At 64.7% G+C, this 26,392-nt stretch carries 27 protein-coding genes; 12 read left to right on the forward strand and 15 right to left on the reverse strand.

Translation table 11 applies throughout. The annotated features are described in order from the left end of the window. Positions 1-67: 67 nt before the first annotated feature. The 5 genes from LOC59_RS08520 (at position 68) to LOC59_RS08540 (ending at position 5,013) form a co-directional block, all read left to right on the forward strand. Complete coding sequence (locus tag LOC59_RS08520) at positions 68-496, forward strand: LexA family protein (RefSeq protein ID WP_229971486.1); 429 nt, start codon at positions 68-70, stop codon at positions 494-496. Beyond that, positions 489-1,802, forward strand: a complete 1,314-nt coding sequence (locus tag LOC59_RS08525) for a Y-family DNA polymerase (protein ID WP_229971488.1) — start codon at positions 489-491, stop codon at positions 1,800-1,802. The genes LOC59_RS08520 and LOC59_RS08525 overlap by 8 nt, the downstream gene beginning before the upstream one ends. Before the next feature lie 64 nt (positions 1,803-1,866). Beyond that, on the forward strand, positions 1,867-2,247 hold the full coding sequence (locus LOC59_RS08530; protein WP_229971490.1) for a DUF6507 family protein: 381 nt from the start codon (positions 1,867-1,869) through the stop codon (positions 2,245-2,247). Beyond that, positions 2,247-4,430, forward strand: a complete 2,184-nt coding sequence (locus tag LOC59_RS08535; RefSeq protein WP_229971492.1) for an alpha/beta hydrolase — start codon at positions 2,247-2,249, stop codon at positions 4,428-4,430. Before LOC59_RS08530 ends, LOC59_RS08535 begins: the two co-directional genes overlap by 1 nt. Positions 4,431-4,482: 52 nt before the next feature. Beyond that, positions 4,483-5,013 carry a hypothetical protein gene (locus LOC59_RS08540; protein WP_227895638.1) on the forward strand — a complete coding sequence of 177 codons (531 nt, stop codon included), beginning with the start codon at positions 4,483-4,485 and terminating at the stop codon, positions 5,011-5,013. Between the two features lie 46 nt (positions 5,014-5,059). Here LOC59_RS08540 and LOC59_RS08545 read toward each other — a convergent pair whose 3' ends face one another. The 5 genes from LOC59_RS08545 to LOC59_RS08565 form a co-directional block, all read right to left on the reverse strand. After that, on the reverse strand, positions 5,060-6,646 hold the full coding sequence (locus LOC59_RS08545) for a Na+/H+ antiporter (protein ID WP_229971493.1): 1,587 nt from the start codon (positions 6,644-6,646) through the stop codon (positions 5,060-5,062). A gap of 3 nt (positions 6,647-6,649) precedes the next feature. Continuing rightward, positions 6,650-7,225 carry a J-domain-containing protein gene (locus LOC59_RS08550; protein WP_229971496.1) on the reverse strand — a complete coding sequence of 192 codons (576 nt, stop codon included), beginning with the start codon at positions 7,223-7,225 and terminating at the stop codon, positions 6,650-6,652. Positions 7,226-7,253: 28 nt separating this feature from the next. Next, positions 7,254-8,243 carry an aldo/keto reductase gene (locus LOC59_RS08555; RefSeq protein ID WP_227916624.1) on the reverse strand — a complete coding sequence of 330 codons (990 nt, stop codon included), beginning with the start codon at positions 8,241-8,243 and terminating at the stop codon, positions 7,254-7,256. A gap of 164 nt (positions 8,244-8,407) precedes the next feature. Next, positions 8,408-8,881, reverse strand: coding sequence for a YbaK/EbsC family protein (locus tag LOC59_RS08560; protein WP_227895634.1), 474 nt, complete (start codon positions 8,879-8,881; stop codon positions 8,408-8,410). A gap of 19 nt (positions 8,882-8,900) precedes the next feature. Then, positions 8,901-9,770: an aldo/keto reductase gene (locus tag LOC59_RS08565; RefSeq protein ID WP_331460429.1), complete on the reverse strand. Its 870-nt coding sequence runs from the start codon at positions 9,768-9,770 to the stop codon at positions 8,901-8,903. Positions 9,771-10,044: 274 nt separating this feature from the next. On the opposite strand from LOC59_RS08565, the gene LOC59_RS08570 reads away from it, so the two are divergent. Next, positions 10,045-10,878, forward strand: a complete 834-nt coding sequence (locus tag LOC59_RS08570) for an SDR family oxidoreductase (protein ID WP_227895632.1) — start codon at positions 10,045-10,047, stop codon at positions 10,876-10,878. On the opposite strand, the gene LOC59_RS08575 is transcribed toward LOC59_RS08570, so the two are convergent. The 3 genes from LOC59_RS08575 to LOC59_RS08585 form a co-directional block, all read right to left on the reverse strand. Continuing rightward, on the reverse strand, positions 10,854-11,564 hold the full coding sequence (locus tag LOC59_RS08575) for a M15 family metallopeptidase (protein WP_227895631.1): 711 nt from the start codon (positions 11,562-11,564) through the stop codon (positions 10,854-10,856). The genes LOC59_RS08570 and LOC59_RS08575 overlap by 25 nt on opposite strands. 104 nt (positions 11,565-11,668) lie before the next feature. Beyond that, positions 11,669-12,163 carry a hypothetical protein gene (locus LOC59_RS08580; RefSeq protein ID WP_229971500.1) on the reverse strand — a complete coding sequence of 165 codons (495 nt, stop codon included), beginning with the start codon at positions 12,161-12,163 and terminating at the stop codon, positions 11,669-11,671. A gap of 17 nt (positions 12,164-12,180) precedes the next feature. Continuing rightward, positions 12,181-13,605: a flavin monoamine oxidase family protein gene (locus LOC59_RS08585; RefSeq protein ID WP_331460430.1), complete on the reverse strand. Its 1,425-nt coding sequence runs from the start codon at positions 13,603-13,605 to the stop codon at positions 12,181-12,183. A 202-nt stretch (positions 13,606-13,807) separates the two neighbouring features. Here LOC59_RS08585 and arfB point away from each other — a divergent pair, with 202 nt between their 5' ends. Next, a complete protein-coding gene (gene arfB / locus LOC59_RS08590; RefSeq protein ID WP_229971502.1) occupies positions 13,808-14,230 on the forward strand; it encodes an alternative ribosome rescue aminoacyl-tRNA hydrolase ArfB in 423 nt (140 codons plus the stop codon). Positions 14,231-14,397: 167 nt separating this feature from the next. Next, positions 14,398-14,949, forward strand: a complete 552-nt coding sequence (locus LOC59_RS08595) for a DUF1697 domain-containing protein (protein ID WP_227895628.1) — start codon at positions 14,398-14,400, stop codon at positions 14,947-14,949. A 70-nt stretch (positions 14,950-15,019) separates the two neighbouring features. Here the strand turns inward: LOC59_RS08595 and nrdF are convergent, their stop codons facing one another. The 4 genes from nrdF to nrdH all read right to left on the reverse strand — a co-directional run bounded on the left by nrdF (position 15,020) and on the right by nrdH (position 19,084). Continuing rightward, positions 15,020-15,994: a class 1b ribonucleoside-diphosphate reductase subunit beta gene (gene nrdF / locus LOC59_RS08600; RefSeq protein ID WP_227895627.1), complete on the reverse strand. Its 975-nt coding sequence runs from the start codon at positions 15,992-15,994 to the stop codon at positions 15,020-15,022. Positions 15,995-16,034: 40 nt separating this feature from the next. Continuing rightward, on the reverse strand, positions 16,035-18,173 hold the full coding sequence (nrdE, locus tag LOC59_RS08605) for a class 1b ribonucleoside-diphosphate reductase subunit alpha (protein WP_227895751.1): 2,139 nt from the start codon (positions 18,171-18,173) through the stop codon (positions 16,035-16,037). Continuing rightward, positions 18,170-18,691, reverse strand: coding sequence for a class Ib ribonucleoside-diphosphate reductase assembly flavoprotein NrdI (gene nrdI / locus LOC59_RS08610; protein ID WP_423721624.1), 522 nt, complete (start codon positions 18,689-18,691; stop codon positions 18,170-18,172). The genes nrdE and nrdI overlap by 4 nt, the downstream gene beginning before the upstream one ends. 147 nt (positions 18,692-18,838) lie before the next feature. Further along, positions 18,839-19,084: a glutaredoxin-like protein NrdH gene (nrdH, locus tag LOC59_RS08615; RefSeq protein ID WP_227895626.1), complete on the reverse strand. Its 246-nt coding sequence runs from the start codon at positions 19,082-19,084 to the stop codon at positions 18,839-18,841. 349 nt (positions 19,085-19,433) lie between these two features. On the opposite strand from nrdH, the gene LOC59_RS08620 reads away from it, so the two are divergent. Both LOC59_RS08620 and LOC59_RS08625 read left to right on the forward strand, forming a co-directional pair. Further along, complete coding sequence (locus LOC59_RS08620; RefSeq protein ID WP_227916622.1) at positions 19,434-20,363, forward strand: LysR family transcriptional regulator; 930 nt, start codon at positions 19,434-19,436, stop codon at positions 20,361-20,363. A gap of 85 nt (positions 20,364-20,448) precedes the next feature. Beyond that, positions 20,449-21,543: an FUSC family protein gene (locus LOC59_RS08625; RefSeq protein WP_227895624.1), complete on the forward strand. Its 1,095-nt coding sequence runs from the start codon at positions 20,449-20,451 to the stop codon at positions 21,541-21,543. On the opposite strand, the gene LOC59_RS08630 is transcribed toward LOC59_RS08625, so the two are convergent. The 3 genes from LOC59_RS08630 to LOC59_RS08640 form a co-directional block, all read right to left on the reverse strand. Further along, positions 21,540-22,022: a DUF2975 domain-containing protein gene (locus LOC59_RS08630; RefSeq protein ID WP_229971504.1), complete on the reverse strand. Its 483-nt coding sequence runs from the start codon at positions 22,020-22,022 to the stop codon at positions 21,540-21,542. The genes LOC59_RS08625 and LOC59_RS08630 overlap by 4 nt on opposite strands. A 48-nt stretch (positions 22,023-22,070) precedes the next feature. Then, positions 22,071-23,132 (reverse strand): App1 family protein, encoded by a 1,062-nt coding sequence (locus LOC59_RS08635; RefSeq protein ID WP_229971506.1) that lies wholly within the window; start codon positions 23,130-23,132, stop codon positions 22,071-22,073. A gap of 131 nt (positions 23,133-23,263) precedes the next feature. Then, positions 23,264-24,334 (reverse strand): fatty acid desaturase family protein, encoded by a 1,071-nt coding sequence (locus LOC59_RS08640; protein ID WP_227895621.1) that lies wholly within the window; start codon positions 24,332-24,334, stop codon positions 23,264-23,266. Positions 24,335-24,551: 217 nt separating this feature from the next. On the opposite strand from LOC59_RS08640, the gene LOC59_RS08645 reads away from it, so the two are divergent. Both LOC59_RS08645 and LOC59_RS08650 read left to right on the forward strand, forming a co-directional pair. Further along, the gene (locus LOC59_RS08645; RefSeq protein ID WP_229971508.1) at positions 24,552-25,556 is read left to right on the forward strand and encodes a patatin-like phospholipase family protein; all 1,005 of its coding nucleotides are present in this window, start codon (positions 24,552-24,554) and stop codon (positions 25,554-25,556) included. Between the two features lie 34 nt (positions 25,557-25,590). Beyond that, positions 25,591-26,379, forward strand: coding sequence for a MerR family transcriptional regulator (locus LOC59_RS08650; RefSeq protein WP_229971510.1), 789 nt, complete (start codon positions 25,591-25,593; stop codon positions 26,377-26,379). The last annotated feature ends 13 nt before the right edge of the window (positions 26,380-26,392 follow it).

Here is a 26,392-nt window from a genome sequence, read left to right on the forward strand (position 1 = left end):
CCCGGCCTGCACGGTGCTAGGCTTGGAGGGATCGAACGTATGTTCTAACGCAGCGGAGGGCTGGAAGATGCCGGTTTTCTCGGGGAACACTCCCGGCGCTTCCGCGGGCTCCCGCCCGCAGGGCCCGTCCAGTGCGGACGCCGCCTCCGGGTTTCCCAGCCCGTCCCGGGACTATTTCGACGGCCGGATCGACCTGAACCGCCACCTGATCCGTGACGTGACCTCCACCTACATCGTCCGGGTCTCCGGCGATTCCATGTCCGGAACCGGGATCAGCGACGGCGATGAACTGATCGTTGACCGGTCGCTGACGCCGCGCGACGGATCGGTGGTCGTCGCCGTCCTGGAGGGTGAACTGGTGGTCCGCAGGCTCCGGCTCACCGGCCGCAGCGTCGTGCTGGCCGCAGAGCATCCGGGCTATGAGGACGTCCTGGTCCCGGATCCGGATGAGCTGTCCGTCTGGGGCGTAGTGACACGCTGCCTGCACCATGTCTGACTCCGGCGTCCCGGCGGCCGGCAGCCGGCAGCAGCGGATTGCCCTGGTGGATGTGAACAGCTTCTACGTCTCCTGCGAGCGCGCCTTCGATCCGCGTCTAGAAGGCATACCCGTCGTCGTGCTGTCCAACAACGACGGCTGTGTGGTGGCCCGCTCGGACGAAGCCAAGACGCTGGGCATCAAGACCGGGGAGCCGTGGTTCAAGCTGGCGGAGGCAGCTCCGCACCTGGGGCTGGTCCAGCGCTCCAGCAACTATGAGCTCTACGGGGACCTGAGTTCACGGGTCATGGAGCTGCTGGGCCGCTTCGCCCTGTGGCAGGAGGTCTACTCGATCGACGAGTCGTTCCTGGGACTCGCGGGCACGCCCGGGGAACTGGATGAACAGGGCACCCGGATCCGTGCCGCCGTCGCCCGCCATACCGGGCTTCCGGTGTGCGTCGGGATTGGGACCACCAAAACGCTGGCGAAGTTCGCCAACCGGATCGCGAAGCAGAACCGGCATCTGGACGGGGTCTGCAACCTCGAGACCATGGATCCGGCGGCGGTCCAGACCATCATGTCCCGCGTGCCGGTGACCGGGCTATGGGGCGTGGGCGCGAAGCTGGGCCGGCGTCTTGAGGCCATGGGGATCCGCACCGTCGCCGACCTGAAGGCAGCCGATCCGGCGGTGATCCGCAGCCGCTTCTCGGTGACCCTCCAGCGGACCGTACTGGAACTCAACGGCACACCCTGCCTGCCATTGGAGGAGGAACGTGCGGACCGGCAGCAGCTGATCTTCTCCCGCAGCTTCTCGGTCCCCGTGACCACCGCAGCGCAGATGCGGCAGGTGATGAGCATCTACGCCCAGCAGGCCGCCTCACGGCTGCAGCGCGAACACCAGCAGGCCCGGGTGCTCACCGCCTATGCCGGGACCTCGCACTTCAGCCACAAAGCGGCGTCGTTCCCCTCCGTGACGCTGAAACTGCAGAACCCCACGTCCGATCCGGTGGTGCTGACCCGTGCCGCGGTGGGGGCACTCGAAGACCACATTGTGGAAGGTATCCCCTACACCAAGGCGGGAGTAATGCTCACCGGCCTGTCCGACGCCGGAGCGCAGCCGGTCTTCGATGTGTTCGTCCCGGCCCAGGAACACCGCCACCTCGGGGAGCTTCTGGGCAGGGTGGCCGACAAATACGGTTCGGCGAGCATCGGGCTGGGCGTGGCCGGAATGCCCAGCGCCCGTCCGGAATGGACCATGTCCCGGAAGTTCTCCTCCCCGCGCTACACCACGGCCTGGGATGAACTGCCTGTCGTTAAGGCCCGTTAGAAGCTTTCCACATGGGTAGATGTCCCCATGGACGCAACCCGGACGGTTCCCTAGGGTGTACCGCATGGGGGAAAACAGGTGGGACATCCAGGTCCAGGGCGTACGGTCCTTGCTGCACGACTGCTCGGGGCTGGTAGCCGACTGTGAACCCGCCAAGGACGCAGCACAGGAGGCGCTGAATGCCCTGGAAACAGCGCTCGCATCCTGTCCGGAAGTGGCCGACGCCGTAGACCGGCTGCGGTTCGACGTCCTCGCCAATGACATGACCGACATTCTGGTGCGCTGCAACAACGCCGTCCAGGGCACACTCGAGAGCGTGAACGCGTACGAAGCCGGCGACCGGGAAATGGCTGATAACGCCCGGAAAGCCGCCTCCCTTGCTGAATCATCAGCGGCATGGAACGCCCCGGTGCCGGGCGGGGCCGGACGGTGGATGGTCCAGTAATGGGTATTCTGCAGCTCGATCTCTCCGCCACGGCGACGTCGCCGGACCCCGAGGTGCTGGCTGCCCAGGCGCAGTTGCTCCGTTCCGCAGGCAGGGATTTCAAGGACGCAGTCTCGGCTGCGGCAGGCAAATGGACCGCGTTGGAGGGCCTCTACGACACACCCCACAAGTACCTCGTGCTGGGTGCAATGAACACGCCGTCCCGCCAGGCCGGAGTCCTCGCCGAGAACACGGCCGCCGCTGCCGGTGCCCTGGAGGACTTCGCGGAGGCTGTCCAGGCGATGCGCAGGGACCGGGCTGCCCTGCAGCGTGAAATCTCTGCCGCAAATGCCACGCTGCGACAGCTCCTGGCCGACGACACCGACGGGCATGCATTCCAGGACAAGCTCCTGAACTACCAGTGGGAGTTCCAGGACCGGGTCAACGCCCTTACCGGCAGCTACGAGGAAGCACGGGAGATCTGCACTGCTGCGGTGTCCGGCATTGCCCGCGCCTCCGCAGACGTGCCCTCGCACTACCATGGCGGGGCCCTGGACCTGCAAAGCCATGATGCCGAGCGGCTGCACCGGCAGGCAACGGCTCCGGGCGCCTCGGCGGAGGACGTCCGCAGCTATTACGATTTCCTTGCCGGAATGGATGCCTCGCGGTATGCGGAGTTTGCCGCGGATTACCCGGAGGCGGCCGTCTATCCCCCGCGGCTTGGCCTTGCGGCAGAACAGCAGGCGGAGTTCTGGCACTCACTGACCCAGGGACAGCAGGAGTCGCTGGTCAAGCATCTGCCCGCCCTGGCCGGCAACACCGAAGGTGTTCCGTACGCCGTGCGGGCGGCAGCCAACGCCGCCGTGCTCGCCATGGTCCTGAAACCCTCATGGCGGGCGACGGATGAGCAGCGGGAGTCGTATAAGAGCATCCAGAACTCGATCAAGAAAAAGGACAACAAGGACCCGACGGGACTCAGCCTCATCGCGTTCGACCCGGCCGAGCCTCCGCTCGCCGCCGTGGCGGTGGGCAATATGGATACTGCTGCCAGCGTGAGCATCAATGTGTCGGGGATGGGAAGTTCCACCAGGGATATGGACGACGCCGTCTGGGCGGCCAACAACCTCCACGAGGCACAGAAGGCCTTCACCTCAGACCATGCCGTCGTTGCCTGGATTGGCTACGATTCACCGGACATGCCGCCTTCCACGCAGGTTCTCCTTTCCGACAAGGCACGAATTGGCGGGGACAAACTGGCAACCGTGATCGACGGGGTTTACAACACCCGTGCCGGGGACGTCCCCCGGGTCAGCATCACCGCACACTCCTACGGCACCACCACGGCGGCCTTCGCACTCAGCCAAACGGTCCACACCGTGGACACGGTGGTGTTTTTCGGCTCCGCGGGGATCGACCCCGAAGCCGCCAGGACGGCTGCCGACCTGAACGCCCGGGAGGTCTACGCCACGCAGGGAAAGGCGGACGTCGTCGCCCCCGGCGGTATCCTCGGCTCACATTTTGGCGACCCCCGCCTGAGTCCAACCGCCGAGTCCTGGGGATCGCGTGTCTTCAGTTCCGAAGAGCAGCACCTGGGAGGCGAGGAACGAAGCGGCAACGGCGGGCACTCCCTCGAGGGCACCGAGGACGGCGCCGGCCTGACGGAAACCGAGCGGGGCCGCGGGTACCTAGACTACGGGACGGCGAGCCTGTGGTCCATCGCCGCGGCGAGCGCCGGCGATGGAGACTTGCTCACTCTTTCCGATCAGTCCCTCACGGATGAGCAGATAGAAAACGCCAAAGCCCGCGCGGCAGACATCTACTATGGTCCTGGCCGGGCCGTGGATGCCGCCCAGCTTGCCGGGGCAGCCGCCGTGGACCGGCTCCAGGGCGTCAATGACGCAGCAGGCGATGCGCTGCAGGGCGCTGCCGCCCTCGGCGCGGACCTGCTGCAGGAGCACTATCTGCCGGATGTGGGGCCCTACGAGCATCCGCTTGATCCGCTGGTGGACGGCATCCAGCGTCATGTGGGCGCCGGGTTCGACAGGGGGCAGCAATCCTTCAACGACCTCGTCGACGAAGCACAGACTATGTTTGACTCAGCTATAGATACCAACCAGAAAGCGGCAGATGACTACTTCAAGAGGCAGTGGCTCGTGCTGGAGTTTACGGCGGGGACGCTGGTTAGGTATTTCGGCAGCCACTAGCGCGGGGCTTGCTGTCCTCTTGACCCTTTCCTCATGTGCCCAGGGAGATCCGATGAACTCTTCAACCGCTGATGCAGCCACCGGAAGCAGCACTTCCGAAACCGGCGGCCTTTCCGGGTCCGGTTCAAACCGCGCTGCCGCCGTGATCTACGACGACGTCATAGAGATGGCAGCGGGTGCCACCAAGGCGTCAGGGACCGCGGGGTGGACGTATGAAGACGGGTCCGCCTGGGATCCGGCTGCTCCGGACATCGTGTTCAATCCCAGTCCATGCCCCGGCCCCTCCGGTTCGTCGGAGCAGCTGTTCATGCAGTTTGAGCTGCTGGGTCCGGCACCTGCAGATCCGCTGGCAGCCCGGAAGCAGATGCAGGCGTATCTGGAGGAACAGGGATTCCGGATCACCCGGTCGATCGATCCCCCCGAAAGCAGCAATCCCAAGCGGACCTTCATAGTCAGTGCCGAGAGCCCGGACGGCGCCATGATTGATTACGGCGCCAACAGTTCCGAGCAGCTTTTGGGCCTGCGAAGCGAGTGCTCGGATCATCCCTCCCTGACCGGCGAGGTTGGTCCGGAAACCCCGTAGCGGGGACGGCACCGGCACCCGAGGCCTTTTCCGCGCAGACCTGATCTCAGTCGCCCTGGTCAGGTCGGGTTAGCCGCAGCTCTTCGACGTCGAGCCGGGTTTCCAGCAGGCGCAGGACCCGGTCATCAATCCGCCGTTCGTCCCGCAGTTGCAGGACGACGTCCCGTTTGCGTCCCAGCAGCGCCAGCCGCAGCTCCTGCTCCTGGTTTTGCCGCTCCAGCACCGGGGCGCCGTCCGCGGCGTCACCGTCAGCCTGCAGGACTTCAAGATGCTGGCGGTATTCGTGTTCCAGCCGGTCCGCAACCGCCCTGTCCGTTCCCAGCTCCGCCGCCAGCCCCGGAAGGGCAAGCAGTCCGTCCTCCGTGGCACGGATCTCGGCCAGCCTGCGTTCGGCCTGAAGCACGCTGTCCTGCGGCAGGTGCGCCCAGCGGGCAACGAGCGGCAGAAGCGGGCCCTGGACCGTCAGCGTGACCACGATAACTCCTGCCGCGACGAAAATGATTAATCCCCGATCAGGAAACGGCGTCCCTGCCGCCGTGTGCAGTGGAACTCCAAGCGCCGCGGCGAGGGACACGGCGCCGCGGAAACCCGCCATCCCGCTCACGACCCGGGAGCGGTTGCTGACCCGGCGCGTGCGCTGGGACGGTCTGCGGTCCAGGAACCGGATGAGGTAGGTAGTCCCAAACAGATAAGCGAGCCGGATGGCCACCAGCACCACGGACACCACGGCAACAGCCAGGACCCCGAGGGCGATCTGCCCGCCGCTGAGGATCCGGATCGCGGCGTGCAGTTCCAGCCCGATGAGGACGAAGAGCGCCCCGTTGAGCATAAAGGTGGAGAACGTCCAGAACGATCGGGATTGCCGCCTGGCAAGGGCCGAGGTCACACGCGAGCCGGTCTGGCTCATGATCAGGCCCGCCGCCACCACCGCCAGCACCCCGGATCCGCCGATCCCCTCAGCGAGCAGGAAAGCGGCAAACGGCGTCAGGAAGGTCACCACGTTGTTCAGCAGCGGATCGGTGACACGTTTCCGCAGCCGGATCCCGGCCCAGGCAATAACCAGTCCCGCGGCAACTCCTCCCGCATAGGCCAGGGCCAGCAGGCCGGAAATGGACAACGGGGTGTAGCCGCCGTCGCCCGCCACGATCCCCACCGCCACCGCGTACAGGACCAGGGCTGTGCCGTCATTGACCAGGCTCTCGGCCCGGAGCAGCGTGACGTCCCGGTGCGGCAGCATCCTCGCCATCGCCGAAACCGCCGTGGCATCGGTGGGAGCCAGCGCGGCTCCCAGGACCCACGCGGGACCCCACGGCATTCCGAGCGCATGTGCGGCGCCGGCAACCCCGGCGGCTGTCACCACCACCAGCCCGGTGCCCATCAGGATGATGCCGCGCTGGTTGCTGCGGATTTCCCGGAGCGAGGTAGTCAGGCTTTCCCAGTACAGCAGGGCCGGCAGGAACACCAGCAGCACAATCTCGGAGGGCAGTTCCACCTGCCGAAAGGCGGGAATGAGTCCCAGCAGCAAACCGCTGCCCAGCAGCAGCAGCGGAGCCCCAATCCGCACCCGCGGCGCGGCCAGGTTGCACGCGAGGATAGCCACCCCAAGGGCCACTACAAGTTCCAAACCGAGCACGGGTCACCTCCGCCGTATCCTCCGCCACCACGGCGCCGGCGGCCCGGTGTCCGGCTCCGGCGGCCGGGCTGCCTCCCGGCGTTCACGCCAGCGTTGAACCTCCAGCTCGACGTCCCGCAGCGGGGTGATGACCGGCGGTCCGCCCAGCAGCTGCCGCCGTGCCTCGACGATCCGCCGGTTGAAGTCCTCAACGGCCTCCCGCACCCGCGCGGCTGAAGGAATTCCGTCCAGCACACCGTCGAGTTCCGCATCCTCCACTCGAAGCACCAGGGCAGGCGGGCCCAGGCCACTGATGTTCTCGCGTTCGATCAGGCCCTTGACCCACCAGTCGGGATCATTGGCCTCACCCAGGTTGGGGATGGGTTTACCCGCGTACTGCAGGTTGTCGAAGTCACCGCGCATCATCGCATCCCGGATCAGGTAATCCGACTTGCTGGCCGGATCAACCAGTTCCTTCCTGCGCCGCAGCTCCGCCTCGCCGGCAGTTTCTTCCTCCTGCTGTTCAGGAAGTCCTGTCGCCCGTATTCTCGCTGCCAGTTCCATCCGGCGCCGGTAGGCGTCGGCCCCGCGGTTTCCCATTGCTGTTTTTCCTCCCGGACACAAAGGGCTAGCGGTCGATCGTCTTCTCCAGTTCTTCAGGGTAGCGGGCGCCTTCGATCGGAATCCGGGCGGCCGCATCGTCAATGGCTTTGAGATCATCCGCGCTCAGGGTCACGCTCGTTGCCCCGAGGTTCTCATCCAGCCGCTCGAGCTTCCGCGTGCCGGGAATCGGCACGATCCACGGTTTCTGGGCCAACAGCCAGGCGAGGGCAACCTGGGCGGGTGACGCGTCCTTTGCCGTCCCGATGGCTTCCAGCAGGTCAACCATGGCCTGGTTGGCTTCCCGTGCCGCAGGCGTGAACCGGGGCAGCCCGCCCCTCATGTCTCCGGCAGCGAACTCGGTCGACGGCGTGATCTTCCCGGTCAGGAAGCCGCGCCCCAACGGGCTGAAGGGCACAAAGCCGATGCCCAGCTCCTGGCATGCGGGCAGCACATGCTCCTCCGGCTCACGCCACCAGAGGGAGTATTCGCTCTGGACTGCTGTCACCGGCTGGACGGCGTTCGCGGCGCGGATGGTTGCTTCCGACGCCTCGGAGAGACCAAAGTGCTTGACCTTCCCTTCGGTGATCAGGTCCTTCACGGTGCCTGCCACGTCCTCGATGGGAACGTTGGGGTCAACCCGGTGCTGGTACAGCAGGTCTATTGATTCGACGCCGAGCCGGCGCAGGGAGCCGTCCACTGCTTCACAGATGTGCCTGGGGCGGCTGTCCAATCCCACCTGGCGGCCGTCTGCGTTGATCTTGAAGCCAAACTTGGTGGCGATAACCACCCTTCCGCGGTAGGGCGCCAGCGCTTCACCGACGAGTGCTTCGTTCGTGAACGGCCCGTATACCTCGGCGGTGTCGAAAAAGGTCACTCCGCGGTCCACGGCAGTGCGGATCTGGTTAATGGCGTCTTCTGTGGTTCCGCCGGGACCGTACCCCTGGCTGAAGCCCATGCATCCCAGCCCCAGTTCGGATACCTTGAGTCCCGCCATCCCCAGTTCGCGCGTCTTCATGCGATTCTCCCGTCGAAGCTTGCTGAGGCTCTTACTGCCCGGAAAACGAAGCCGGCTTTCCGGCTGGGGCACTCCGCGGTTGCCCGTTGCATCCAACCCTGCGCGTACGGGTACTGGCCCGTCAACCGCCCGGGAGTTCCTGCCGGAATACCGGGACCCCCGCCTCAGTCGACCTGCAGCTTCGATCCGCCCGTCAGCTGCAGCAGCTCCACTGCGTCCGTGCGGAAAACGGAGTATGGGGTGCCGGCGGAGACCCAGACGTCATCGTACTTTTCCAGGTCCCGGTCAACGACCGTTTCCAAGGGCTGCGGATGCCCGACCGGAGCTACTCCCCCGATCACCTGGCCTGTGGCGGCACGCACCTGCTCAGGGGCGGCACGTTTGATGACGGCCTTGCCAAGCCGGTCTGCCAGTGCAGCCGTGTCCACGCGGTGCGCCCCGCTGGTGATGACCAGCAGGGGTTCGCCGTCGGCCATAAAGACCAGGCTGTTGCCAATGGCGCCGACGTCGCAGCCCAGCGTCGCGGCGGCTTCCGCGGCCGTCCGCGCGGATCCGTCCAGTTCCAGGACAACGGCGGAGGAACCAAGCTCTGACAAAAGGCTTTGAACCTTGGCGGCAGCTGGAGGCAGAAGGGTCATACAGCCGAGATTAGCAAGCTCAGGACCGGCGGATGTCCTCCGGATTCGGCCCGCCCCGGATCCCCGTGTCCAGGGCGCTGATGTCAGACAGCTCGGCATTGGTCAGGAAAAAATCGAAGATGTCGATGTTCTCGGCGATGCGCTTGGGGCTGACCGACTTGGGAATCGCGCACAGGCCCTGCTGGATATCCCAGCGCAGGATGATCTGTGCGGGAGTCTTGCTGTACTTGGCGGCCAGGGCGGTGATGAGCGGATCCCGCAGCGGGTCCTTCACATTTCCGCTCTTGGCCGCGTAGCGGTTGACTCCGCCGATCGGCGACCAGGCCTGGGTCAGTATGCCGTTCTCAAGATTGAAGGCGCGCAGCTCGGGTTCGGTGAAGTAGGGGTGGACCTCTATCTGGTTGACGGCCGGGACCACGTCGGTGCGGGCCAGCAGCTCAGCGAGCTGGGCTGTTCCGAAGTTGCTGACTCCGATAGCCCGTACCCGGCCCTGCTCATACAACGTCTGCAGGGCCTGGTAGGAAGCGACGGTGGCGTCAAAGTCGGACGCGAGCGGCTGATGCAGCAGGTACAGATCCAGCGTGTCGAGCCCCACCTTGGCCATGCTCGTGTCGAACGCCCGAAGCGCCGAATCGTACCCGTAATCATCGATCCACAGCTTGGTCGTGATGAAAAGCCGGGCCCGGTCGACACCGGACTGGCTCAGTGCCGAGCCAACTTCCGTCTCGTTTCCATAGGCGGCAGCAGTGTCGATCAGCCGGTACCCGTTGGCCAGCGCAGTCTCAACGGCCACCGTAGTCTGCGCGGGCGGGTTGCGGTACACACCAAACCCCAGGGCGGGAATCGTCACTCCGTTGTTGAGGGTCAGCATCGGCATGATGGCGTCCATGGGCATCTCCGGATCGCATAAGTGTCTTCTCCCTTCAGGGTCCCGCAGTCCGGGCCCGCTGCACAGTACTGCACCCTGTCCGGCCGGCACGCGGGTGCTGATTACCTTCGCGGGGGACGGCGCACGGCCCGGGAAGCTGACAGCACGCACTTCCGGGCATTGTGCAGTGCTCCCGCATCGGTCCAGACTGGGCTGACGGCCGTGTCCGGTATGCAGGTTTCGGCCGTTTCATGTGAACACGTCCGGCACCACCCCAGCAGAAGCGGAGCGAACCATGGCAGCAGAAGTACTCGTCATCATTGGCACGGGCGGCATGGGCCAGGCTGTGCTGCGCCGCAGCGGAGCCGGACGGAAAGTCCTCCTCGCGGATTTCAACGAAGCCCTCCTCGAGGACGCGGTAAACATCGGCATGGCGGAAGGGTACGACGTCGTGTCCCAGGCAGTGGACGTCTCCTCCCGGAATTCGGTGGCAGCGCTGGCTGCAGCCGCCCGCGAACTGGGCGCGGTCACCGCCGTCGTACATACCGCCGGCCTCTCCCCCGCCCAGGCTCCCGTCCAGGCGATCTGGGCCGTAGACCTGTTCGGCGTTGCGGTGGTGCTGGAGGAATTCGAGAAGGTCATCGCGCCCGGTGGCGCCGGCGTCATCATTTCCAGCATGTCTGCCTACATGGCCGGCGGAAACATCCCGGACGACGCGCTCGCCGAACTGGCAGCCAAACCGGCCGATGACCTGCTGGGACTGCCGTTCGTCACATCGATCGACAACCCGGGCTTCGCCTACAGCGCCGCGAAGCGTGCCAACCAGGTCCGGGTGCAGGCAGCCAGCCTCCGCTGGGGAGCGCGCGGGGCACGGGTTAACAGCATTAGTCCCGGCGTGATTTCGACGGCGATGGGCCAGCAGGAACTCGCGGGCGAATCGGGTGCCCAGATGCGGGCGATGATCGAAGGATCGGGAACGGGCCGGGTCGGCACGCCCGGTGACATCGCCAATGCCACAGCCTTCCTGCTCAGCAGCGACGCTTCCTTCGTCACCGGAGTAGATTTGCTGGTCGACGGCGGCGTCGTAGCTGCACTCGACTCCGGTCAGCGGGCACGGTCGGCGGGGTAGCCGGGAGCGGCCGGAAGGCCGGCGTACTGTTCCAGGGTCTGGGCGGACCCGGTCAGGGTGGCTGCGAGTTCAGGGCCGACGTAGCGCAGGTGCCAGGGCTCATAGCCGAAGCCGGTGGTTGCTTCAGCTCCTGCGGGGTACCGGATGATGAAGCCGTACCGGTGCGCGTTGGCAGCAGCCCAGGCGCCGGCAGGTGTCGCCTCGAAACAGGGCTCCAATGAGCAGGCGCCGTCCGGATTGCCGATGTCCACCGCCAGCCCGGTCTGGTGCTCGCTGTAGCCCGGCCGGGCCGAAATCGACTCGGCGGCCTGCTGGCCGTAGGTGTTGGAATAGGAGCTGTGCAGCTGGGTCTGGGCGTCCGCTGTCCGGAAGCCGCTGACGGCAACCAGGCCCACGCCGGCTGCAGCGGCGTCGGCGTTCATCTGCAGGTACGCGGCGGCCGCCTCTGCCCGCAGCTGCACTCCCCCAATGTCGGCCAGGTCCTGCGGAACATAGGCGGGGTCGGCCAGCGGACGGTGCTTGTTCACGATGACGCTCGTGCTGTCCGGCGAATCGAAATCAGGCCCGGCGGCGACTTGGGCGGCAGCTTCCTGAGCGCGGGACTCAAACCAGGACAGGTACCCGAGCAGGCACAGGCAAACACAGCCAATCAAGGCGATGTGTATGTTGACGTGCTGGCGCGGCATGCTCATTCCTCCACCGCAACTTTCCCATAACCGCTGCCCGCGGAACAGCAGCGACGCGAATAAGCGTCCACGTCCCCGGCACACGGCCGCGGTTCAGCCCGGGGCTAGCGTGGGCCGGTGACACTCACATACCGGCCGCCGAGCTGGTAGGCCAGGTCTTTCATGTCCTTTTCGCTGGGCGCTTCGGCACCGTTCTGCAGGACGAAAACGTGCCAGTTGCTGCCCTCGCCGAAGCCTGGCGGCACGTTTTCACCGCCGGCCGTCAGCATGCCCGAGACTTTCTCCCGGTCTTCGGCATTGTGGAAGCGGACAAGCTGAAGCGCTTCAGTGCACATGGCGTACTCGGGGAGGTATCCGTCGAAGGAGATGGTGACCGGCTCCTGTTCCGTGTCCGGGTCACATCCGTAAAGGCCGTTCACAGCGGCGGACAGTTCGTCCACGGATTCAAAACTGGAAAGCTCCATGGCCGGCGGCGGTTCTTCGGCAGCTGTGGCAGCACAGCCGGAGAGCAGACCTCCCGTGATCAGCGCTGCTCCTGTGATCAGCACTGTTCGCGCAATGCCCGCCGATGCGCCCCGTGTCCGCTTCAACCTGCCCATGTGTCCATTCCCCCCGGTTACCGACGTACGTCCGACGAAAAGCTTACGGCCTCCGGTGGAGTTCCGGCGGAGCCGCGGGTCACCTGTCCGTTCACGGGGTCTTGCCGGTTCGTGCGGAGAATCCGCTCCGCAGCACGGTGCCCCGAGCACAGGGCAGCGTTCACGGTTGCGGGGTCAGCTTCCCAGGTCGCTTCGCCGGCCAGATGAAGCACTCCGTCGATGGGCGTTGCGATGCGGCTGTGATCCTCTCCGGTGCACCCCCGCGTCATGTAGGCGTATGCCCCGCCGGCGAACTCGTCGCCCTGCCAGTCCGTGATCGTGGCGTGCACGGGATCGGGGATCCCCGCGCTGTAGATTTCCCGCAGGGATGCCATGACGGACTCCACCACGCGTTCATCGGACCATCCGCGGATCGCCTGCGCGCACTCCCCGGCAGCGAACGTCAGCAGTGTCGGCTCGCCCTGCAGACCGGTGAGGTCGTACCAGGAATGCCACCACTTCGCGGCTTCGCCCTGGCGGCGGATCGCATAGACGTCTTCGTCCCAGAAACGCTCGGGAAAGTGCAGGAAGATTTTCTCGAAGGCGTTCATCCGGAACCGGGTGATGGCACCGGCAACCGTCTGCGGCAGCGGCGGATCGAACGTCAGGCGCCCGGATTGGAGGACACCGACGGGGACCGTCACCACGGCTTGCGCCGCGGTGAATAGGCCACGGTCCGTCTCCACGACGACGCCGCTCTCTACCCCTGCGGCTCCGGCCCGCGCAACCCTGGTCACCACGTGCTCAAGCCGCACATCAATTCCCGCGGCAAGATTCGACGCCAGCTGGTCATAACCCTCCGGAAAAACCACCTCGTCGCCGATGATGACTTCATCCTCCAGGCCATGTGCGTCCAGCAGGCGGGAGTCGGCGCCGTATTGCTCTTCGCTGCGGTGGTCGAGGTACTCCACGACGCGTGCCGCCCGTTCCGTATCCCAGCCTTCAGCTGCCGCTGCATCGCTGACGGCGATCCGCGCCGCCTCAGCGTAGCTGGCACCCGGTTCCATCGCCCCGATGACAGCGGACAACCGTCCTTCAACGCTCGCTGCGTCGGCGATGAACCGCTCGGCAGCACGCTCCGGCAGGCGCGCACCATCGGGGCTGTAGTAGGCGATGGGCCGGCCGCCGGCCTGGTAACTGCCCACCGTGAATTCAACGTCCGGCATACCAAAGGAGCGCGTCAGCGAGTGCAGCGGACCGCCGTCGATCCCGTGAATCCAGGAGGCCCCGAGGTCGGTGACGCGGCCGTTCAGGCGCTCGGTGTGCACGCGGCCTCCGATGCGGTCCCGTGCCTCCAGCACCGCGACCTTCTTGCCTGCGGCCGCAAGCACCCGGGCAGCGCTGAGGCCCGACACTCCGGCGCCCACCACGATGGTGTCGAACTCTTCCGTACGGATGTCCACGCTCAACTCGCTTTTCAGATCATGGGAAACCTTCTGGATCTTCACACTAGCGGGACGCCGTGAAGCCTGTTTGCTCCCTGTCATCTCCGTTGCCGTCCGGCTTCACAAAGCCGCAGAAAGAACCCGTTTCCCACGGTTCACCGGACTTGGCGCGCGGGACCTGTCGTCCTCGGCATACCGTCATTCGTGCGAGGCTGGATCCATGGACCTTTTGGTATCGCCGGAGCTGACGATTCCCGCAGCGGAACTCCAGTGGCGGTTCTCCCGTTCGTCCGGCCCGGGCGGCCAGCACGTTAACACCACGGACAGCCGCGTGGCCCTGTCCTGGGACGTTGCCGGCTCAGCGGCGCTGTCCGAAGACGAGCGTGGGAGGCTGCTCCGGCGCCTGAAAGGCCGCCTGGTCGCCGGAGCGCTGGTTGTTACAGCTTCCGAACAGCGTTCCCAGCTCCGTAACCGGGAGATCGCCCTTGCCAAGCTGGCGGCTATGGTCGCGGACGCGCTCGCCCCCGGCCCTGCTTCGCGACGCCGGACCAAACCGACCCGCGGCTCCAACTTCAGGCGCCTTGATGCAAAGAAGCTGCGGTCAGCAACGAAGCAGCAGCGGCAAAAGCCTTCGAGGGACTAGCGCCTTCCCCGCTCCGAAGCAGACGTCCGTGCCAGCGTCCTCATCCGGGTGCCCCAAGCGGAAGCATCCGGGCCATTGCCCGCAGCGGGCATCCTGTGCTCCAATCGGGTCACGGATAACGACGCCCATCCCTCCCGCCAGCTCCCGCTGATGAAAGGAAGGCAGCCGTGGAAACGAGCCATTACCTCGCCCTCCTGCGCGGCATCAACGTGGGCGGGCGGAACAAGGTACCCATGAAGACGCTCAAGGAGCATCTGGAAGACCTGGGCTACGAGCAGGTGGTGACCTACATTGCCAGCGGCAATGTGCTGCTCGAATCAGCCGATCCTGCTGAGCAGGTCGGCAGGGACATCGAAGCCGCCCTCACGGGCAGCTTCGACCTCGACGATGAACTCATCAAGGTTTTGGTGCTCAGCCGCAGCCAGCTGCAGCACGTCATCGATAACAAGCCCGCGAACTTCGGCGAGCATCCGGGCAGGTACCACAGCGACGCAATCTTCCTGATGGGCATTGATGCAGAGGAAGCCATGAGCGCGTTCAATCCGCGTGAGGGTGTCGATCGGATCTGGCCGGGCGACGGCGTCGTCTACTCCCAGCGCCTCAGCGCCGAACGCACCAAGAGCCGCCTGAGCGCCATCGCGTCCTCGCCGCTGTACAAGTCGATGACCATCCGCAGCTGGAACACGACGCAGAAGCTGTGGAACCTGTTCCAGGACTGACCTCGTTAAAGACCGCAGCACCGGACCTGCTGGTCCGGTGCTGCGGAAATATTGCGGTTGTAGCCAGGGACTAGAAGTCCCAGTCGTCGTCCTCGGTGTTCACGGCCTTGCCGATCACGTAGGAGGAACCGGACCCCGAGAAGAAGTCGTGGTTCTCGTCAGCGTTCGGCGACAGGGCCGAAAGGATCGCCGGGTTCACGTCCGTCAGGGTGGACGGGAACATGGCTTCATAGCCCAGGTTCATCAGCGCCTTGTTGGCGTTGTAGTGCAGGAACTTCTTGACGTCCTCAGCCAGCCCGACGCCGTCGTACAGGTCATGCGTGTACTGGACTTCGTTTTCGTAGAGCTCGTACATCAGCTCGTACGTGTAGTCCTTCAGCTCCTGGCGGCGTTCCTCGGAAACCGTCTCCAGGCCACGCTGGAACTTGTAGCCGATGTAGTAGCCGTGCACGGCTTCGTCACGGATGATCAGGCGGATCAGGTCAGCCGTGTTTGTCAGCTTGGCCCGGGAAGACCAGTACATCGGCAGGTAGAAGCCGGAGTAGAAGAGGAAGGACTCCAGCAAGGTGGAGGCCACCTTGCGCTTCAGGGGATCATCGCCGCGGTAGTAGTCCGTGACGATGTGAGCTTTCTTCTGCAGGTTCTCGTTCTCCGTGGACCAGCGGAAGGCCTCGTCGATTTCCTTCGTGGAAGCCAGCGTGGAGAAGATCGAGGAGTAGCTCTTGGCGTGGACGGACTCCATGAACGCAATGTTCGTGTAAACCGCTTCCTCGTGCGGGGTGAGCGCATCCGGAATCAGCGAGACGGCACCAACGGTGGCCTGCACGGTATCCAGCAGGGTCAGGCCGGTGAAGACGCGCATGGTCAGCTGCTGCTCTTCCGGGGTGAGCGTGTTCCACGACTGGACGTCGTTGGACAGCGGCACCTTCTCAGGCAGCCAGAAGTTGTTTACCAGGCGGTTCCAGACTTCTACGTCCTTGTCGTCCTGGATGCGGTTCCAGTTGATCGCCTGCACGTGGTCGATCAGCTTGAGCTTCTCGGTCATTGATAATTCCTTGTCTGAAGTGGATGAAGGGGGAAGCGGCCTACAGCATGCAGGAAACGCAGCCCTCAACTTCGGTGCCTTCCAGGGCGAGCTGGCGCAGGCGGATGTAGTAGATGGTCTTGATGCCCTTGCGCCAGGCGTAGATCTGCGCCTTGTTGATGTCACGCGTGGTGGCGGTGTCCTTGAAGAACAGCGTCAGGGACAGGCCCTGGTCCACGTGCTGCGTGGCAGCGGCATAGGTGTCAATGATCTTCTCGTAGCCGATTTCGTACGCATCCTGGTAGAACTCCAGGTTGTCGTTGGTCAGGTACGGAGCCGGGTAGTACACCCGGCCCAGCTTGCCTTCCTTGCGGATCTCGATCTTCGACGCCACCGGGTGGATGGAGGAGGTGGAGTTGTTGATGTAGGAGATCGAACCGGTCGGCGGGACAGCCTGCAGGTTCTGGTTGTAGATGCCGTGGGCCATGACCGAGTCGCGCAGCGCAGCCCAGTCTTCCCGGGTCGGGATGTGTACGTTCTCGAAGAGCTCGCGTACCCGTTCGGTCTGAGGCACCCAGTCCTGGTTTACGTACTTCTCGAAGTACTCGCCCGAGGCGTACTTGGACTTCTCGAACCCGGCGAACGTGCGGCCGGTTTCGATGGCCAGCAGGTTCGACGCCCGCACGGCGTGGTAGACCACCGTGTAGAAGTAGATGTTCGTGAAGTCGATGCCCTCTTCGGAGCCGTAGTGGACCCGCTCGCGGGCCAGGTAGCCGTGCAGGTTCATCTGGCCCAGGCCAATGGCGTGGGACTGGTCGTTGCCCTTGGCGATGGACGGAACCGAACCGATGTGGCTCATGTCCGACACGGCGGTCAGGGCACGGATCGCCGTCTCGATGGTCCGGCCGAAGTCCGGGGAATCCATGGTCTTCGCAATGTTCAGCGAACCCAGGTTGCAGGAGATGTCCTTGCCGGTCTGGTCGTAGGACAGGTCATCGTTGTACGTGGTGGGCTGGGAAACCTGGAGGATTTCCGAGCACAGGTTGGACATGATGATCTTGCCGTCAATCGGGTTTTCCCGGTTCACGGTGTCTTCGAACATGATGTACGGGTAACCGGATTCGAACTGGATCTCTGCGAGGGTCTGGAAGAACTCGCGGGCCTTGATCTTGGTCTTCTTGATCCGGGAGTCGTCGACCATCTCGTAGTACTTCTCGGTAACCGAGACGTCGGAGAACGGCATGCCGTAAACCTTTTCGACGTCGTACGGGGAGAAGAGGTACATGTCTTCGTCGCGCTTGGCGAGTTCGAAGGTGATGTCCGGAATCACGACGCCGAGGGAGAGGGTCTTGATGCGGATCTTCTCGTCCGCGTTTTCCCGCTTGGTGTCCAGGAACCGGTTGATGTCCGGGTGGTGGGCGTGCAGGTACACGGCACCGGCGCCCTGGCGGGCTCCGAGCTGGTTGGCGTAGGAGAAGGAATCTTCGAGCAGCTTCATCACGGGGATGACGCCGGAGGACTGGTTCTCGATCTGCTTGATCGGCGCGCCGACCTCGCGGATGTTGGTCAGCGCGAAGGCAACGCCGCCGCCGCGCTTGGAGAGCTGCAGGGCCGAGTTGATGGAACGGCCGATCGACTCCATGTTGTCTTCGATGCGCAGCAGGAAGCAGGAGACGAGCTCGCCGCGCTGCTTCTTGCCGGCGTTCAGGAACGTGGGGGTCGCCGGCTGGAAGCGGCCCTCGATGATCTCGTCAACCATCTGCTCGGCCAGCTTCTCGTCGCCGCGGGCCAGGTGCAGGGCAACCATGCAGACACGGTCTTCGTAGCGCTCGAGATAGCGCTTGCCGTCGAACGTCTTGAGCGTGTACGAGGTGTAGAACTTGAAAGCACCAAGGAAGGTTTCGAAGCGGAACTTCTTCTTGTACGCGCGCTGGTAGAGCTCACGGATGAAGTTCATCGTGTACTGGTCCAGCGTCTCGCGCTCGTAGTAGTCGTTCTTGACCAGGTAGTCCAGCTTCTCTTCCAGGTCGTGGAAGAACACGGTGTTGTTGTTCACGTGCTGGAGGAAGTACTGGCGCGCAGCCGCACGATCGGCGTCGAACTGGATTTCGCCGTTCTTGCCGTAGAGATTCAGCATGGCGTTCAGCTCGTGATAGCCAAGCCCCTTATAGGCCTCCGGCAGCTCCTTGGAGTCCGTCATGCCGGCTTCTGCGACTGATGTGTCCAAAACTCTTCCAATCCTTGGTTTACCGTGGCGACGTCCTCCGACGTGCCCATGAGTTCAAATCTATAGAGAACGGGGACCTTGCATTTGGCGGCGATGATGTCCGCCGCCAGGCAGTAGTTCTCCCCGAAGTTTGTATTTCCTGCGCCGATGACTCCGCGGATCAAAGACCGGTTGGACTCAACGTTCAGGAACTTGATGACCTGCTTTGGCACGGCGCCTTTGGCTGCGGCGCCGGGCTGGCCGGCGGTTCCGCCGTAGGTCGGCAGGACCAGTACGTAGGGCCGCTGTGCCAGCAGTGTGGGGGCACTGGTGAGCAGCGGGATCTGTCCTGCCTCGCGGCCGAGCTTGTCCACGAACCGTCCGGTGTAGCCCGAGGCGGAGGTGAAGTACACCAGGTCTGCGGCTGTGACGGGGTTTTGGCTATCGTCAGATGGCCGGCGGTGTTCGTCTTCCAACGAACCTGCCTGCGGCATCGCGATTCCCAAAGTCATGGCGTCCTGCTTCTGTGACTGCGGTGCTTGCTGATGGTGTGGATGCACTTCGTCGGCCCCGACGGCGGTGCGGCGGATGTCCGCCTGGGTTTCGTCCGGTCCGGGGATAATCCCCGGATGGGACGCTTCTTCCGAAGTCCCTGCCTGCTAGGCGACGGAAGTAACGCTGGCCTGTGCCAGCTCTTCGATCTTGTCCGGGCGGAAGCCGGACCAGGAGTCCTGGTCCGTCACGACTACCGGAGCCTGCATGAAGCCCAGGGAACGCACGCGCTCAAGGGCCTCGGGGTCCTGGGACATGTCCACGCTCTGGTACGCGATGCCCTTCTTATCGAGGGCGCGGTACGTGGCGTTGCACTGTACGCAAGAAGGCTTGGTGTAAACCGTGACGGTCATGGTGGTCTCCCCTAGGTGAAGCTTGAAGTCTGTCCATTGATACTACATCCGGCCACTACATCTAGTGCGCCGCCACGGACCCTACCCCAAGATGATGTATTACAAGTATGTCATTCGACACGTCCGTCGTCCACAGTTTCTGCACAGGGCCAGCCGGGAGTTTGCGTGCATTTCCGCTCTGGAACAGGTGGTTCTCCACAGCCTGTGGAGACCGGATGCACAGCCTGTGAGGCGGCGTGAATAACTGCGTGTCGCTCCTGTTGGGCGTGTCGCACGTAGTGCCTGCTACCACTAGATATTGTGGTCGACGGCGATTCAGGGCACCAAGGAGAGGAAAGGACAGCCACATATGGTCAATCCCGTCCATCTCAAGACTCTGCTGGAAGTCATCCGCTCAGGATCCTTCGCGGCGGCGGCCCTGCACCTGGGCTACACCGCTTCCGCGGTCTCCCAGCAGATGTCCGCCCTGGAACGCGAAACCGGCACCACCCTCTTCGAGCGGTCCGCGCGGGCAGCCGTCCCCACGGAAGCCGCCGTCGTGATGTCCCGCCATGCCGCCAAGGTCCTCACGGACATGGACGCACTGCTGGCAGCTGCCGCCCGGGCCGAGGCCGGAACCGAACACGAGCTGCGCCTGGGCATCTTCCCCAGCCTGGCCACGTTCGCGCTTCCCCGCCTGGTGGGCTCACCGGGCTGGCGGGATGTGGGAATCAACCTGAAGGTCTTCGTTGCCGAGCCGGGGCAGACCATCCAGGGGCTGCGCGCAGGCGGGGAACTCGACGTCGCCCTGGTGTTCCAGGTGGGCCAGGGCGGGCTGGCGTGGCCCGCGACCGTCACCCGGCAGTGGCTCGGGGATGACAACTTCCGGGTGGTCCTGCCTGAACAGTGGGGCATCCGCCCGGGGTCCAGGGTCAGCGCCGAACAGCTTTCGGACATGCCCTGGATCATGCATCATCCCGGGACTCCTGATGCCTTGGTCATCGAGCGCCTGTTTGCCAGCTGCAGCCTCCATCCCCGGGTCGCCGCCTATTGCGATGACTTCAACGCCTCCCTGGAAATGGCAGCAGCCGGAATGGGTGCCGCCCTGGTGCCCGAGCTGGCGATGCGCGGCAGCAGCCGCGGTGTCGTCGTCCTTGACGTGCCCGAAATCCGCCTGGCCCGCAGCATCTTCGCCCTGCTGATCAACGACAGGCAGCTTCCCCGGACCCGGGTGTTCCTGGACCGGCTGGCCGAGGTCCTGCAGGAAATCAGCATTTCCCCCGGCGCCGCGGACGCCTAGCACCTGCCGCTGGCCGGTTCGGCTGCCAAGGTGCCGCACATCGCAAAAATCGACGCCCCGCCAGGCCACGCGGCATACTTGCCGAATGGCACTGCGAGGGAAAAAACTGCCCACACCGTCCGCCGCAGCAGTTTCCAACCGGCTCACCGGCATGCTGCGCTACACCCGCGTCCAGCTTGCGTTCAAAGCCGCACTGGCGGTGGCAATTGCCTGGAGTGTGGCACCCCTGGTTCCCGGAGTGGCCTCACAGTATCCCTACTACGCTCCGCTGGGAGCGCTGGTCTGCATGTATCCCACAGTCGCGGGCAGCGTACGGGCGGGCCTGCAAACCCTCGCCGGACTCCTGATTGGCATCGGACTGGCCCTGATCGCCCTCCTCTTCGGCGGTCCGACAGTCTGGACCATCGCGCTGATCGTTGGACTCGGTGTCCTTCTGGCCGGAATCCCCCGCCTTGGTGCCGGGCGCGATTACCTGCCGGTGGCCGCCTTGTTTGTCCTGGTGCTGGGCGGCGACGATGCTGACGGATACTCCTACGGTTATGCCGTTCAAATGGGTGTGGGAGTCCTGATCGGGCTGGCGGTGAACGCCGTCGTGTTCCCTCCCCTTCACCTCAACGGCGCCGTGGACGGACTGGCGGCGCTGCGGCTGAACCTCGCCAGGCAGCTGCGTGAGATGGGAACAGCGGTCGGAGAAAGCTGGCCGCCGGAGCATGAGGACTGGTCCAGCCGGCGCACGGAGCTCATTTCCTTTAGCCGTGAGGTTCGCGAAGCGGTCCAGCTGGCGGATTCCGGCAGGCAGGGCAATCTGCGCCGCAGGCGCCACCAGCGGGACCTCAGTGCTGACTTCCGCGCCCTGCGCGCCATGGAGCGGGTGACCCTCTATGTGGAGGACATGACCGAGGTCCTCGCCACTGCCATCTGGAGTACTCCAGAGGAAACACCTGTCAGCCACGAGGTAGCCGGCTCGCTGGAGCGTGCCATGCTTGCCACTGCCGAAGCCGTTGAAACCTGGGACGACCAGACGGACGAATATTCAGAGGCCGTAGCGGCTGTGCAGGACCTCGTACGGCAAGTTAACAGCTCAGCGTCCCCGGACAGTCCGGTGGATGCCCCCGCTTCGCTGGCGATGAGCCTTCGCAGGGTCCTGCGAACGGTCCGCACCGAGGACGACCAGCCCTAAACTTCCTCCGGCCCTGCGGAGGTTTCCAAGTGCCTGCCCTCCAGCAGCCGTCCCCGGAGGCTGATGCTCAGCACGGTGCAGGCCAGTCCGGCCAGGATGGCAGAGCCGAAGGCAAACAGGGACGCCGGATTACCCTCTCCGACCACATAGTGCAGATGGCCTGCCAGGAGCAGTGCCAGGACCGTGGCTGTTCCGCTTGCCGCAGCCATGATGGCAGTCCGCGTTACCGCGGCAGCTGTGTACAGCCTGCCGCGGGACGCCAGCCCAGCCAGGCTCCACGCGGCGGCCACTGCAACCTGCATGCAGACAAACCCGGCGCTGACGACTGTCAGATATGGAGGCAACAGGTAGGCGTACTCGGGAAACTCATCAGCCAGCTCTCCGCCGATGAACGGCACTCCCATCGTTTGCAGCAGCAGAACAAAGAGGAAGACGGCGGGCAGCAGGACCCTGCGGAAGACGGGCAGCCAAGGATTCATGCGTTGATTATCGATCAAAGACGATCGTTAATCAATAGATAAATCGTCCTAGAGTGCTTCCGGCAACAGGCCAAGATCGGAGAGCTGCCGCGACATGCCGGCGCCGTCGGGGGCATAGATCCACGGAATGTCCCGGGGCTGCTCACTGCCCCTGCCGGCTGACCGGCCGCCCGCCAGCACGGCTTCGCTGGGGGAAAGCTCCCGGATAGCCACCGCCCGGACGTTCTGCGGATGGCTCCGGCTGAACTCTGCATACAGCGACTCGTCGTGCTGCCCGTTGTCCCCAATGAGCAGCCAGCTGATGTTCGGGAACTCCTTGGCCAGGCGCTCCAGCTGCGTGCGCTTGTGCTCGGGCCCGCTGCGGAACCAGCGGTCCCGCGTGGGACCCCAGTCCGTGAGCAGCAGGGGCCCTGCCGGATACAGGTTCCGGGTGATGAACCGCGTCAGCGTCGCGGCGACGTTCCACGCGCCGGTGGAAAGGTAGAACACCGGACTTCCCTCGTTCTCACGGACCAGCCGGTCCATCATGACGGCCATCCCCGGCGTGGGAGTGCGTGCATGTTCGTCCAGGACAAACGTATTCCAGGCGGCCAGCAGCGGCCGCGGCAGTGCCGTCACCATGATGGTGTCGTCGATGTCGGAGATCACCCCGGTCCTCGCCTCGGGGTCCACGATGTACACGGGGGACACCGCAGGCGCGGCTTCGGGCTCAGCCTCGGGACGGAGGGTCACGGTGGTCCAGCCCGGCGTCAGGGACGCAGGCAGCACGACGTCGATGACCCCGCCGCGATCGGCAGTGACCAGGTGTTTCTCGTCTCCGACCTCGACGCAGACCACTGCTTCATTCACCGGCGGACTGATGAAGTTCCGCCAGCCCCGTACGCCGTCGCGCAGTGGCTGGACGCTTTCTCCGCTGCGTGCGGACAGCTTGCCGGGTTTCGCCAGCACCACTCTTCCGAGGACCCGCACCCACGTCGTCGATCCGTAGCCGGTGAAGGAAAGGATCGTCTGCACTCCCCCGCGTTTACGTGCGGCATTCATCCGGTAGGCGTGAAGGCGGTCCTCAATCCGCGCTCCAATATGAAGCGCCTGGTCCTTGGTCCGTTGCATGGCGGGCAATCCTGGTACGGGAGTAGAAGGCATGCCCCCAGTCTTGCAGACGCCTGGGACTGATGCGGTCCGGGAAAGACCGAAGGACGGTTCCCGCCGTGCGGTAACCGTCCTTCGGTTTGCGATAAGGGCTAGCGGTACTGCGAGCGGACGGGGCAGTCGAACGGGTCGCGGGCGGAGAGGCCCACGCGGTTCAGGTAGCGGACCACGATTGCATAGGACTCAGTGAGCGTTGCCTCGGTGTACGGGATCTTGTGCTTGGCGCAGTGTTCCTTGACGATTTCCGAAGCGCGGGCCAGGTGCGGGCGCGGCATGCTCGGGAACAGGTGGTGCTCCACCTGGTAGTTCAGTCCGCCCATGAACGTGTTCATGCCGCGGCCGGTGATGTTGCGTGAGGTCAGGACCTGGCGGCTGAGGAAATCGACCTTGGAGTCACGCGGGATCAGCGGCATGCCCTTGTGGTTCGGTGCGAAGGACGCGCCCATGTACACACCGAAGACGCCGAGTTGGACGCCGAGGAAGGCAAACGCCATGCCAACCGGAAGGAAGTAGAAGACCGCAGCCACGTAGAGGCCCAGGCGCAGGAAGACCATGGTGATCTCCGTGTAGCGTCCCTTGACCTTCTGCTTGGAGAAGAGGTGCTTGATCGACGTTGCGTGCAGGTTGATGCCTTCAAGCAGCAACAGCGGGAAGAACAGCCAGCCCTGGCGGCGGGTCATCCAAGCCATGATTCCCTTGCGGGTTTCGGCCTGCTCCACCTGGAAGGAGATGGTGTCCATCTCGATGTCCGGATCCTTGCCCACGGTGTTCGGGTTGGCATGGTGCCGGCTGTGCTTATTCATCCACCACTGGTAGCTGATACCAACAACGGCGTTGGCAAGGAAGCGGCCGGCCCGGTCATTCGCGGGTCCGGATTCGAAAACCTGGCGGTGGGAAGCTTCGTGCGAAATGAAGGCGAGCTGTGTGAACAGGATGCCCAGTGCGGCGGCGATCAGGAGCTGGAACCAGCTCTCACCGATCAGGAAGAAGCCGGTGCCGGCGGCGATGAGACCGGCACAGAGGAACGCGAAGGTGGTGATGTAGAAAGCACGGCGCCGTTTGAGCAGCCCTTCGTCGCGAATGATCTTCAGCAGCGCTGAATAGCTGCTGGTGACGGCGTTCTCGCGGTTCCTGGTGGTACGGGGTTGTGCATCAATACTCATAAGCGCCTCTGGCTGTCATCGACTTCCCAGCCGCGAAGGTAGAGCAAATGCTCAGTAGATGTTTGACAGCCTAACCCGAATTGCTGGAAATATGCTGTGACCAAGTCGTAACAATTACTTCTGCCCTGGCGCTTCGAATCCCGGCCCAGCCGTTGACCCCCCTCCCGGCAAGGCACAGCATGGCTGCACCAGCAGTCCGATTGTCCGGGGAGAATCCGTGATCAGAGTCCTGTCCATTGACGGCGGGGGCATCCGCGGCATCATTCCTGCGACCTGGCTGATGAGGCTGGAGGAACTGGCCGGAAAGCCCGCTTCCGGGCTCTTCGACATTGTGGTGGGGACATCCACCGGAGGCATCATCGCACTGGGTCTGACGTGCCCTTCCAAAACCGGGGAGCCGCACAGCGCCGTTGCCCTCCGCGGCCTGTACGTGGACCACGGGGCGGAAATCTTCTCCGATTTCCCAGGTGGCGGAGCCGCGAAGGCCGAGCAGGCCGGCCCAGCTGCACCGGGCGGGTCCGGCGGGCAGGCACGGTATTCATCCGAGCCGCTGCGCCGGTACCTGGACGGGTATTTTGGGGACCGGCCTCTCTCAGCGGCGGTAAAGCCGGTCGCTGTGGTCACCGTTGACCTGGCACACTTCGCCGGCCTCCTGTTCAGCGGAGGCGGACTTGACCAGGGCGTCCTGGGCGATGCACCCATGGCCACCGCGGCGCTGGCTACCTCGGCGGCACCCACCTATTTCGAGCCCGTGCCCTACACCGGTACGGACGGCGTTCGCCGGCTCCTGGTGGACGGAGGACTGGCTGCCAATGATCCTGCTTTTGTGGGCCTGACCATGGCGATGGTCCAGCAGCGCCGCAGCACTGATAACCCCGGGATCGTGTTGGTTTCCCTCGGCACCGGTGTACAGGCCGGCGGCAGCTCGCTGGAGCCCAGCGCCGTGGCCCAACTCGCCCACCCCGGGCAGAAGGCTGCGCTGGAACCGATCGTCGAGACCCTGTACGGGGCGCCCGGGGTGCTGACGCGCCGCCTGATCGCCCTGCTTCTGGGAGAGCAGTACATTCGCGCACAGACCGAGCTGTTTCCCGGCGTCGACCATGCCCTGGACGATGCGAGCCCGGAAAACATCAGCGGGCTGCTGCGGACGGCGGACGCCCTGGTTTCCGCAGACGCCGCAGTCCTGCAGGATCTTGCCGGCAGGCTGGCACAGGACGGTTGACGTTGACGTTGCGTCAACCCGTAGCGTGGAAAGCATGAATCACGGAACCCGGAACGCGGCCGGACGTGACTTTCCTGTTCAGGAGGTTGCCCGGCTCGCCGGTATCACCAGCCGGACACTGCGGCACTATGACGCGGTAGGGCTGCTGCCACCCTCGCGGATTGGCGGCAACGGCTACCGCTACTACGACCAGCACGCCTTGATCCGGCTGCAGCGGATCCTGCTGCTGCGGGAACTGGGACTGGGCCTGGCCGAGATAGCCGGCGTGCTTGAGCGGCAGGGCAACACGACGGACGCCCTGCGGACCCACCTGGCATGGCTGGAACAGGAAAAAGACCGCCTGGCCCGGCAAATCGCCTCCGTGACGCGAACCATCACAGCTTTGGAGAAAGGACAGGACATCATGGCCGAGAACACCTTCGACGGATTCGACCACACGCAGTACAAGGACGAGGTGGAGCAGAAATGGGGCAGGGAGGCGTACGCGCGCTCCGATGAATGGTGGAAGAACATGGACGACGGCGAACGCAGCCGGTGGAAGGCCGAGACCGAAGAACTGGGCCGGGCCTGGACCGAGGCCGCCGCCCAGGGGACCGATCCGACCTCCGCCGCGGCGCAGGGCCTGGCCGCCCGCCACGTGGACTGGCTGAAGTCCGTTCCCGGCGCGCCAACCGGCCCTGATCAGCTTTCCGGGTATGTACGGAGCCTGGCGGGCATGTACGTGGCTGATCCCCGTTTCGCTGCCAACTACGGCGGGGCCGAAGGTGCAGAGTTCGTGCGCGATGCCCTCCTGGCTTACGTCGAGGGCGGCATGGCGGACTAAGACCCCGCCACCA

The sequence above is a fragment of the Arthrobacter sp. zg-Y916 genome, assembly GCF_020907385.1.
GTDB lineage: Bacteria > Actinomycetota > Actinomycetes > Actinomycetales > Micrococcaceae > Arthrobacter_B > Arthrobacter_B caoxuetaonis.